Raw genomic sequence first — 6442 nt, 5'->3', positions numbered from 1 at the left:
TTTCATTGACTTCAAGATCATGTTTGCGGTTGCTAATGGCCAGTCTGGGCTCCGTTATGTCTCCGTTCTTCCTGCTGTGCTCAAGGGTGCCCGGCAACACGGATGACCTGGGGTTTTGCCTCGTTCGCGCGCGAATTCGAGGGCTGGCATTACCGTAAACCGAACGGGCGAAGGCAGGCGTGTGGAGGTTGGTGGGTGGATACGAATGTCGTGCCGTTGGGCGAGCGCATTCTGCGGTCCGTTCTGGATTACGTAGTCGCGAATGGTGATGCGGCGGAGACGAGCTACCTCGAAGTCAAGAGCGCCGGGGACATCTCGTCGAAGCCGGGGCTGGTGAAGGTGGCCAAGTTTCTCCTGGCCTGCGCGAACCGGCTACCCGAGGATGCGGCACGGCACTTCAAGGGCTACGCCGTGCTGGTGATTGGCGCGCAGCAGGGCGAGGCGGTCGGCGTCGCGCGGGGCGCGGAGTCCCACGAGCTCGCGAACCGGCTCCGCCCCTACCTGGGTGCGACGTTCCCTGGCTTCGAATTCGGCCGGATCGGCGTGGATGGCGATCGGGAGGTGCTGTTTGTCATCGGGCTGCCACCCGAGGACGGCCAACCCATCTACCCCTGCCACAAGGAGTACCAGGGCGCGCCCGGAGAGGAACGGTTGGCCGATGGCGCGATCTACGTGCGCGATCACAGCAACACCAGGACCGCGAACGCCGGCGAGATCATGGCGCTTGTGGAGCGTGCCCGCGCTGTCATGCGGCCTCCGATCGCGCTCGATATCGGCCTCCTCGGCTCGATCCACCGGGTCGACCGGATCGCGGAGATTCTCGACCGGCTATATGACCACGAAGAGCAGCGGTATCTCGAGTCGTCATCGAAGGAGAAGGCACCGCCGCTGCCTGGCTACGTTCCACCTGGACTGTTCGGCGACGCGGTGACGCCGACGGCAGAGGATCGGGCTGCGCGGCTGGAAGCGTGGAGGCGGGCACGCCCGGCGCACGTCGCGGCAGGTCGTGCGCACCTGTTCGGCGTGGCATTGGATGGTGTGGGAGTGCGTGTGGTCAGCCGGGACCGGTTCGTCGCCGGACCGGAGATCGTGCTGACCTTTCACGATTGCGAGATCGTGGACTTCGGCGAGCGCGACGATGCTGACCTTTCGCGGCTGGTCGAGCCGGTCCAGGGACGCGAGACTCCACACTGGAGCGTGGTCGATCCGGTGGCCTCGCGGATCACCCCGCGCGACTACCCGGTGGACTGGAATCAGCGCGGCGCGAACGCCGAGGTGACGCTGACGCCGGAGTCGTTACGGCCGAACGTGGAGTGGCGTACCGATCAGGACGACTACGTGATCGTGGTCCGCGACCCCCACGCCACCTCCGTGCGCGTGACCTGGGTGCTCACCGAAGACAGCAGCGACCTGGCCACGGAGGGCGAGATGGCTGTCCCCGCCGGCTCGCTCGTGGATGCCGCCGAGCTGGTCAAGTCGGCCTTCCTGAACGAGCGGTAACGCTCGATCCGCACGTGGAAATGCGTGTGCCGGTCCGGTGCGCCGGTCCGGACGTCCCTGCATAGGTGGGTGATCATCGAGCGACTCTCCGGTCGCCGTCGGCCGGGTGGTGGCCGGTTATCCCGGCAAGACCAGACCCGCTGCACGCCACGGACGGGCGAGCAGCGCGGCGACCTCATGGTCCAGGCGCCCGGCGAACGCTTGTGTTGCGGCGGCGCCCCAGAGGGCGTCTACCAGGAGTCGGTCGGTGGGTGATTCGACGGCCGCTTCCTCGGCGGCGGGGACGGCTTCCCAGTACAGGCTGCGTGCCCGAAACGGATATCCGCACGCGACGGACGCTTCGGCGACCGCGTGTTCGGCGGCTTCCCAGTGGTGTTGATCGATCCGGGCACGCTCGCGGATGAGTCCTCGCAGCAGGCCCGCGGACAAGCCGACGACAAACCGCAGTACGGCCAGCGCGGACTGGGTGTGCGGTCCATAGGCGCTGGCGACGGTGAATCGGGAAGGCAAGCACGCATCCCGCCACGGCGCGGTCAGCAGCTCGTAGTCGGCTTGGCCAGCCGGATCGTGCCCGGCGGCGGCAATGGCCAGCCCGGCGTCGAACACCGGCAGGACGGCGCGGTGCCAGTCCATCGGGTCGTCGGTGGTGAGTTTCGCGAGTCGATAGGGCTGGTGCAGCAAGGCAATCGGGTCGTCGTAGCCGGTGGGCGCTGGCAACGAGAAGGTGTCGAACCACCGCACCCACCGCGAGGCGAGGCGACCGGCGAGCTCGTCGTCGGTGATGGCCGCGATCACTCGCTGGCGCGCGGGCGACCTGTCAGTCGTGTCGGTCGCAGCCATGCGGATCAGCTGGTCGAACGTCAGCGCCGCCACGGTCACATCGAGTTGGTGCCATTCCGCGCCTCGCGGGTGGCGAGCCAGCATGGCGCGGCCGAGATCGTCGACGGGTTCAGCATCGCGGCTGCTCATATCCCTAAGCATGGCCTTCGCGCTCCTGACGGTTTCCGGCCACCCCCGGCTGTTCACCGGCCGCCGCCGCGACATCCTACGCCGATTGCGGCAGTGTCGGTGCGGGAAAGACAGGAGCAGAAGGTCGGCGGTGCGTAACGAGACCGCTACTGTCGTGTCAGTCAGAACGCAGGGAGACGGGGAGAGAAACGTGCACGACGAACACGAGCTCGCGACCATCCGCCAGCACCGCGTCCACGACAACGCTGAACCTTCGACCAGCTGGCGTGCGCAAGCATGACCCGCATGGAGATCGACCTCGCGTACTTCAACTACGAGCACGGCGGGATGACCAACGCCTCAGCCCGTGGGGAGAACCCGCCGGGCGGCTACGACTTCACCGGCCTGGTGCGGACGATGCGCGAGCGCTGGCCGCACGTGCTCGTCATGGGAGAGGGCGACTACTACGAGTATTTCGGCGGCGCGGGCATGTGGGGCGCGGCGGAAGCCATGCGCGAGGCAGGGGGACGGGCGTACGTGCCGCTGCCCTGCTCCTTGCCGAGGGAGTGGGGTCCGTTCGCGCCGTGCATCTTCTTCGACGCCCAGACCCTGATCGTGAAGCGCTGGTTCGACCACCGTGCACCGGACTTCGCCGCGCGCAACCGGAACCTGCTGACGGTACGGCCGGTGGGCGGCGAGGAGATCCTGCACTTGGTTACCGGCCACGGCGACCTGCACGAGGAGAGCTACCACGTCGCCGACGCCAAGGCGCTCCGTTGGCTGGCGTACAAGGGCCGGCTGAGCGCGGTGCTGATGGACATGAACGAACATCTCTCCGGCCCGAAGCACGAACTGACCGACCTGGAGGACCGGGCGATCTACGATCAGCCCGCTCACTTCCTGCACCGGATGCGCCACACCGGCGGGCTGCCGGACCGCCCGTACCGGCGCGCGACGTCGGCGCTGGACTACCTGTGCGGAGCCTGGAACGACCAGAAAGATCGGCGCGAAGGCGGGATCGGATTCGTGGACATGGCCGAGCAGGCCGGGATCTACACCGGCACCAACCTGCCCAAGCCGTCCGGGCGGCAGTGCGCGCAGATCGACCACATCCTGCTCAGCCCCGCGCTGGCGGACCGGGTAGTGCCGGGTTCGGCGTGCATCCACGAACCGGTCGACCCGGACGATCCCGACAGCGACCACAAGCGGCTGAGCGTGACGGTCGCGGTCGGGTAAGCCGCCATCAACGGCCCGGTTACCGCTTGACCAGAAGTCATCGACAACCCGACGGAGGCGCGGTGCGTCCGCGTGGACCACAAGACTCAGCGAGCGTGCTGGTCGGCGACTATCTCCAGGTCACGACAGGCCGCCCTCCCGCCTACGGCCGTGCCGTCGACGAAGGCTTCGCTCTGGTGGAGCGAATCGAACGGGTTCCGGCTGAGGTCACCCCACGAGTCCTCGACAGCGCCTACGTGGACGGGCTCTCGCTGGCGGTGCTGTGGTGCCATGGCGTGCCGGGTCCGGTCGTGGTGAGCAGCGGAGACGTCTGCGTGCTCGATTGGGCCAGCGAGCACCGCGCACAGCACGACCGGCAGCACCCCTGGTGGCCACCCGCGCGCAGCTCCTTGTTCTCCGGTGGTGTTCCTGCCGGGGAGAAGCCGCCGCGGCGCCGACGCATTCCGGAACCGCTCCGACAGCCCGTCGAGTGGGCGGCGCCGAGCACTACCCCGAAGGCACCGGTGCGCGCGACGGGGTTCACCAAACCCGCCTCGGCTCTCCGTGTTGGGGACTACCTGCTCGTTCATGCTGATCGGTGGCCGGCGAGCGATCACGACATCGATGAGGGTTTCGCACGGGTCGAGCACCTGCGTTACCTCGACGAACCTGCGGCCCGAGAGGTCTTCGCCGACCCCGGTTGGCACACGCAGGTGATCGCGGTCAGTGTGTACGGGCTGTCCGGCATCCTGCTCCTGACGGCACGCCAGGAGGTCACGGTCCAGGCGCAGGTCAACCCGGAACGGCAGATATTGGAGCCGCGCAGCCTCTGGACACCTGACCCGTCGCTGGAACTGGCCGCAAGCCGTCCACCGACCAACGCCGAGCGCGCCGCCGCGAACCGTCTCGACCAGGCGACGCGACCGCAGGTGGACGAAGCGGACTGGTACCCCAGCCAGTTCGACGACCCGGACTACCGGCGGCTGACCATCGAGGGGATCCACGGGTGGCGCACCGTGCCGCTCTCGGCGCTGCCTTGGCCGCATCACCAGACCGACTGCGGCTTCTACCGGATCGTCCAAGCCGAAGCCCGGTCCGCACCCAACCGCCAGGCAGCGCACGCTGCGGCCTTTCTCTCGGATGAGGCGCGCGCGGTCATGGCGCGATGTCCGTACCACCAACCCGATTGGCCACGACTCGTCCGCATCCTGCGGGAATGCCTCGATGGCGACGAGCGGCCGGCCTTCCGCGCTCATCCCGAGTACGACCAGTTGACCGACGACGAACAGCACTGGCTGCACATCATGGTGGTCGAGCCGATCGAATGGGACGACGGCGGCGATCAGCTCGTCAACGGCCAGCACCGGTCGTGCGCGCTGCGCGCCGCCGGGGTTGAGCACTGCCCTGTCAAGGGCCGCTTCCTACCCGGCACCCAGTACCCCGCCTCCATCAACGCAGCCGAGCACGCGCGCGCCACGGTCAAGGGCGCGTGGCGTGATCACGCTGCCGAGCACGGCGTTCCCGGCTGGGCTGGCACCTTGGCCAGGTTGCTCCCACGCGCGTGGCGCGCCCGGCTGATCGAAGACGACCACTAGCTGTCTGGCGGGGCGATCACGGAATGGCTGGCGTGACGGTCTGCTCGAACACGTCGAGCCATCGCTGGGGTGTGGCCCGGTGCTGGGCGAGCATCGAGGACAGCAACCGGGTGCGACTTGGCCAGTTGTAGGTGGCGTTGTCGGGGTGGTGATCACCTGCCCGGCCGCCGCTGGCGATGTACTTGTCGGGGAGATTCCACGCTTGCCCGCCGGTCAGCAGGAACACTTCCGCGGCACCGAGTGGATCGAGGACGTAGGACACGATCATGGGGCTCTGGCTGTACTGCCGGAATACCTTCAGGCCGCGTGTTGTGCCTTTGACCTGGATTTGGGCGACTCGGAACGGCTCGACTTGGTAGACAAGCAGGTCGGCCCCGTGATCAACGACGGGTACGGCCGTGTAGAGCTCTGCGCACCGCGACAGCGACAGTTCGGTCGCGGCGACGGCGGCTCGTTCGACGCGAAGGTTGTCGGCTCGCATGGTCAGGCGTTCGTGAACGTCGGCATGAGTCCACCATAAGTGAAACCACCGACACTGACGGTTAACACGGTCGGCGACGCTCCTCAACAGGGGCGCCGGGCCAGAGTAGGCTGCCGAGCCGTGCACCGAGGGCGATACCGATGCCGGTGGCGAAACCTGTAACAAGATTGTCCAACGGCACGTGAGCCTGTCGCTTCGAGCGGGATGTGACCTGATGCTGCGTGAGGCGCCCGGTATTGCCGGTGTCCCCGGGGCCGGCCGGGATATCGCCGTCGCCCAGCCGAGGAAGACGGCGAACGTGGTCGGCGGCAGCGGTGAGGCCGGTGGCGACCGGTTGTCCTTGCCAGACAAGGACTTCGAGAGACGAGGCGTCCGCGTCGCCAAGGACCGCGAAAGCGTGATCGCCGGAGCAGACGGTGAAACGGGCGCAGCCGTCGGCCTGCATCCGCCGCGCGTGCGCGAGCAGGGCGAGTTCCGCGGCGTCGGGCCCGGGCGTAACGCGCAGGGGTGCGACGCCGAGCGCCGCCAGCGTGGAGGCGGTGACGTCGTCGGCGTCCTCGAGGGAGGCGTAGGCGGCGACGGCGTGGTGCCGGGGCCCGGCTGCGTCGAGCAGCGCGGTCATCCGGGTACGCAAAGTTCGTCGCTTCGGTCGAAACCCCACCACGTTCTCCAGGTCGACCAGCACGACCCGATCCGTCGGCAA

Annotated in this window: 6 protein-coding genes; 3 read left to right on the top strand and 3 right to left on the bottom strand. The window is 68.0% G+C overall.

Annotated features, from left to right (window positions below):
• Positions 1-195 precede the first annotated feature (195 nt).
• On the top strand, positions 196-1500 hold the full coding sequence (locus FCN18_RS37155) for a hypothetical protein (protein WP_137097383.1): 1305 nt from the start codon (positions 196-198) through the stop codon (positions 1498-1500).
• 117 nt (positions 1501-1617) lie between these two features.
• Here FCN18_RS37155 and FCN18_RS37150 read toward each other — a convergent pair whose 3' ends face one another.
• Positions 1618-2469: a hypothetical protein gene (locus FCN18_RS37150; protein ID WP_137097382.1), complete on the bottom strand. Its 852-nt coding sequence runs from the start codon at positions 2467-2469 to the stop codon at positions 1618-1620.
• Between the two features lie 285 nt (positions 2470-2754).
• Between FCN18_RS37150 and FCN18_RS37145 the strand changes: the two genes are divergently transcribed.
• A complete protein-coding gene (locus FCN18_RS37145) occupies positions 2755-3684 on the top strand; it encodes a hypothetical protein (RefSeq protein WP_137097381.1) in 930 nt (309 codons plus the stop codon).
• A gap of 503 nt (positions 3685-4187) precedes the next feature.
• Positions 4188-5258 carry a hypothetical protein gene (locus FCN18_RS37140; RefSeq protein ID WP_137097380.1) on the top strand — a complete coding sequence of 357 codons (1071 nt, stop codon included), beginning with the start codon at positions 4188-4190 and terminating at the stop codon, positions 5256-5258.
• A gap of 16 nt (positions 5259-5274) precedes the next feature.
• On the opposite strand, the gene FCN18_RS37135 is transcribed toward FCN18_RS37140, so the two are convergent.
• Together FCN18_RS37135 and FCN18_RS37130 are read right to left on the bottom strand one after the other, a co-directional pair.
• A complete protein-coding gene (locus FCN18_RS37135; RefSeq protein ID WP_137097379.1) occupies positions 5275-5739 on the bottom strand; it encodes a hypothetical protein in 465 nt (154 codons plus the stop codon).
• A 61-nt stretch (positions 5740-5800) separates the two neighbouring features.
• Complete coding sequence (locus FCN18_RS37130) at positions 5801-6424, bottom strand: hypothetical protein (RefSeq protein WP_137097378.1); 624 nt, start codon at positions 6422-6424, stop codon at positions 5801-5803.
• Positions 6425-6442: the final 18 nt, after the last annotated feature.

The organism is Prauserella endophytica, from assembly GCF_005146945.1.
In the GTDB taxonomy this organism is placed as follows: Bacteria; Actinomycetota; Actinomycetes; order Mycobacteriales; family Pseudonocardiaceae; genus Prauserella_A; species Prauserella_A endophytica.
Note: the sequence above shows the minus strand (reverse complement) of the source record. Positions and strands in the feature narration are given on the sequence as shown.